Below are 3,989 nucleotides of genomic sequence, written 5' to 3' on the forward strand. Positions count from 1 at the left end.
AAAGACGGCCAATGAGATAGCCCAAGAACACGGTGTGCACCCGACGCAAGTCGGCCTCTGGAAAAAAGCCTTGCTGGAGAATGCCGGGCAACTGTTTGAGACGAAGCGGGGCCCGAAGGCGGTTGACCCGCAAAGCGACCCCGAACGCCTGTATGCCAAGATAGGCCAACTCAATATGGAGTTAGATTGGCTGAAAAAAAAGTCCGGGATCAGCCCTTAAGCCTCCGGCAAACGTGGGTCGACCCCAATGACGGGCGGTTGGCAATAACAGCCCAATGCCGTTTGGCGGGCATCGCGCGGTCGACCGTGTACACGGGCAAGGCGGAAAGGGTTGACGGGTTCGAGCTGATATTATTGCGCCTGTTGGACGAGGAATACACCCGCCACCCCTTTTTCGGCAGCCGGAAAATGGTGGTTTGGCTACGCGCCGAAGGCCATTGCGTCAACCGCAAGCGCGTGCAGCGCCTAATGCGCATCTTGGGCTTAGCGGGGATGGCTCCCGGCTCCAACACCAGCAAAAGCCACCCGGCGCACGCGGTTTACCCGTATTTGCTCAGGGGCTTGGGTATTTGTCCGCCCGAACCAAGTCTGGAGCACAGACATAACCTATATCCGGCTGGCGCACGGTTTTGTCTACCTGGTGGCGGTCATCGACTGGTACAGCCGCAAGGTTTTGGCCTGGGAAGTGTCGAACACGATGGATGTCGGCTTTTGCGTGGATTGCCTGGACACTGCGCTCAGGCTCTACGGGATACCCGAAATGTTCAACACCGACCAAGGGGCGCAGTTCACCAGCGACAAATGGATAGCCGTACTCAAGGGCAACGGCATCACCATCAGCATGGACGGGCGCGGCAGGGCGTTGGACAATATTTTTGTCGAACGGCTGTGGCGGAGCGTCAAGCATGAGGATGTTTATCTGAAAGGTTACGCCCATTTGCCGGAATTGCTGTCAGGGCTGGCCGACTACTTTGTCTTCTACAACAGCCGACGCTACCACCAATCGCTGGGCTATAAAACGCCTGATGAAGTCTATCGGACAGCGGTCGGCGGCGGGGCTAAAATAGCAGACCATTTTAGCGATAAACGAAATGTTTCAAACGGAGAAACGGGGCAGCGCCAATCCGCTGCAATGGCAATGACACTATCTTAAACTAGGCTAAATATTGTCTGGACAATGGGGTCCACTTAAATCAACAGCAACGTCATATCCACAGCAGCAACACAAAAATAAGCAATAGAGTCGTTTTCGACTAAACTATAGACTAATAAAACATTGATCGAAATCTATGAATAAATTATGGAGCGACTGCATCCGCAGTCTAGAACCTTACACCCCCGGTGAGCAACCCGCTATTGCTGAGTTGATCAAGCTCAACACCAACGAAAACCCTTATCCGCCATCGCCTGCTGTCTTAACTGCCCTGCAGGAAGCGGTCAATGCCGATCTTAGACTCTATCCAGACCCTGACGGCAAGGCCCTCAAACAGACCATTGCGGAAATGTATGGGCTAACCCAGGCCAATGTCTTTCTTGGAAACGGCTCCGACGAAGTATTGGCCCATGCCTTTCTCGCTTTGCTCAAGCATGAGCAGCCCATCCTGTTTCCAGACATCACTTACAGTTTTTATCCGATTTACTGCGCCTTGTATGGCATTCAATACCAGCCAATCCCGCTTGACGACACATTTCAGGTCAATATTCAGGATTATGCCGCTTTTAACGGCGGTATCGTGCTGCCCAATCCCAACGCCCCAACCGGAATAAGTGTCAACCTTCCACAGCTGAGGACCTTATTAGAGATGCACCCCGGTTCGGTTATCGTTATTGATGAAGCCTACGTCGATTTTGGCGCAGAAAGTGCGGTTCCGCTTATCCAGGAATATCCAAACCTACTCGTCATCCAAACACTATCAAAATCACGTTCCCTCGCAGGCCTGCGTGTCGGATTTGCGCTCGGCGATCCAGGGCTCATCGCTGCACTTAACCTTGTCAAAGGGTGCTTCAATTCCTACCCGCTTGATCGGCTGGCACTGGCTGGAGCAGAAACCGCATTGCGTGACACAGAGTACTTCGAAACCACCCGAAATCTGATAATAGCAAATCGAGATTGGCTAACCAGCCAGCTCAAAACCCTAGAGTTCCAAGTATTAGCCTCCATGGCCAACTTCCTGTTTGTTCAACACCCAACACGGCACGGCCAGGACTTGCAAAATCAGCTGCGCGAGCAAAAAATCCTGGTTAGACGCCTGCCAGGCCCTAGAACCGAAAACTATCTGCGCATCACCATCGGCACATCAGCAGAATGCAGAACGCTAGTGAGTACACTTCAACAAATTCTTTAGTACGAGCTGTCACGGTTTTGTCGCAAATATTTACAAGAGTTGAGTTTGGCCTGATTGGCGGACAAAACTAGCCTGCCAAATTGATAAATTGTCGGTGGGCGGGCAGTGTCCGTCCGGCGAGTTGCCCCTTACGGATCATGTGGGCGGTTTCTATCCCGTCGAGGGTGGCCTGCGCGGAACGGAAGGCTTTGAACCCCAGCATTGGCCCGGTGATTTTCTTAATAAACCGGTGATCCTGTTCCACCCGGTTATTGAGGTATTTGACTTGGCAAATGTCGACCATCAGGCAAAGCAGGCCTGCCAGCACCAGCAATACGTTGATGTTTTCCAATCCGGCCAGGTTGGCGCCGCTTTTGTCCATGACCACTTTTTCGGGCAGGCCGTTGCCGTCAATGGCCTGCCTGAAGAAGGCGGTGGCGGCCGCTTCGTCGCGGCGTTCGGAGAGCATGAAGTCGACAGTGTCGCCAAATTTGTCCACCGCGCGGTACAAGTAGGCCCATTCCCCTTTGATTTTGATGTACGTCTCGTCCATACGCCAAGAGCCGGCAACCGTCCGTTTGCGGCTTTTTGCCGCCAAAGCGATCAGTGGCGAATCAGCAATTCTCATTATGACCCCAAGCTACCCTATTTCGGGTTTTAGTGGCCAAACAATTGGGCTTTCCGGGTCATAAGACCAGCCCTCCAGCATAAAATCGAGCAGATGCTCCCAACTATCAAAGCACCAGTAAGTTGTCAGCGCCTTCATGTCATCGAACAAACGCCTGCGCGAAGGGAGCTTCCGGAGCAGCAGTTGAAACTTGTCGTCCATTAAGTCCAGCAGGGTATGCAGCAGGTAGGCGAGCAAAATGAGCGTCGCCAGTAAGGAGGACAAGAACTGTTTGCCATGGCCGTAGTTATGTTCGAAGTGATAGCCTTTGGTCTTCAACGTGTTGTTGTTTTCATTTTCGATCTTCCATCTTGCGCGGCCTGAAGCCACCACGGCGGCAACGTTGGTGTCGTCAACCGCCACAGATGTGGCGAACGCATTCCGGTACAACACCTTGCCGTCCGCCGCGTGCGTGGTCATCTCGCACCAGTTCACCGACAAGGCATCATCGGCATCCCGTAACGGCACGGCGCTGACATAACGGTAAGTGTCGGTTTCGTGGCATTTGCCCGTCCAGCGTTTGCGCACCACCGTTTTGACCACCCCGTTGCGTTCCAGATCGTCCACCCATTCGTACAAGGTCTTATGGGAATCCGGCTTACAGACCAGAATAAACTCAAACCCTTTGGAGAGCAATACCCGACAAAACGGCTCGTGGCAGTACAGGTCGTCACCCAGCACTGTCGTGCCCAGTTCGGCGTACCGGCTACCCCGGCTGTCCAGCCATCGCAGGGAGGCGTTGAGCCCGCAATCCTGCTTTTCCAGCCCATCCTGGGGACAAACAAATTCTGGGGACAGTGAAATGACCTTGTCGCCTCCGGGTTTGACCAACACGGGCGTCACCACCGTATGCGAATAGCTGGTTTTGCCGTTAAGGGGAGTCGCTATTTTTGCGAAAGATTGCTTCGGCATCCTTGCCGGTCAATCAGCAAAAATCACGCGACCGCTTATGCCTTCGGCTGCCCCAGCCGTCCTGGTCACTCGCTCGCCACCCAACA

Annotated in this window: 2 protein-coding genes and 2 pseudogenes; 2 read left to right on the forward strand and 2 right to left on the reverse strand. The window is 53.6% G+C overall.

Annotated features, from left to right (window positions below):
- Together AADEFJLK_RS22690 and hisC are read left to right on the forward strand one after the other, a co-directional pair.
- Positions 1 to 1,153, forward strand: a pseudogene (locus AADEFJLK_RS22690) (IS3 family transposase); the annotation flags it as partial.
- A 136-nt stretch (positions 1,154 to 1,289) separates the two neighbouring features.
- Positions 1,290 to 2,345, forward strand: a complete 1,056-nt coding sequence (gene hisC, locus AADEFJLK_RS22695; protein WP_103975907.1) for a histidinol-phosphate transaminase — start codon at positions 1,290 to 1,292, stop codon at positions 2,343 to 2,345.
- Between the two features lie 67 nt (positions 2,346 to 2,412).
- Here the strand turns inward: hisC and AADEFJLK_RS22700 are convergent.
- Positions 2,413 to 2,937: pseudogene (locus AADEFJLK_RS22700) on the reverse strand (IS6 family transposase); the annotation flags it as partial.
- Positions 2,938 to 2,964: 27 nt separating this feature from the next.
- Positions 2,965 to 3,903, reverse strand: coding sequence for an ISNCY family transposase (locus AADEFJLK_RS22705; protein ID WP_103975908.1), 939 nt, complete (start codon positions 3,901 to 3,903; stop codon positions 2,965 to 2,967).
- Between the last annotated feature and the right edge of the window lie 86 nt (positions 3,904 to 3,989).

This window comes from Methylovulum psychrotolerans, assembly GCF_002923755.1.
Taxonomy (GTDB): Bacteria; Pseudomonadota; Gammaproteobacteria; order Methylococcales; family Methylomonadaceae; genus Methylovulum; species Methylovulum psychrotolerans.

Excerpts from the sequence above, each read along its gene's own strand:
- AADEFJLK_RS22705 (WP_103975908.1), bottom strand. The coding sequence starts at position 3,903 with ATGCCGAAGCAATCTTTCGCAAAAATAGCGACTCCCCTTAACGGCAAA.
- hisC (WP_103975907.1), top strand. The coding sequence starts at position 1,290 with ATGAATAAATTATGGAGCGACTGCATCCGCAGTCTAGAACCTTACACC.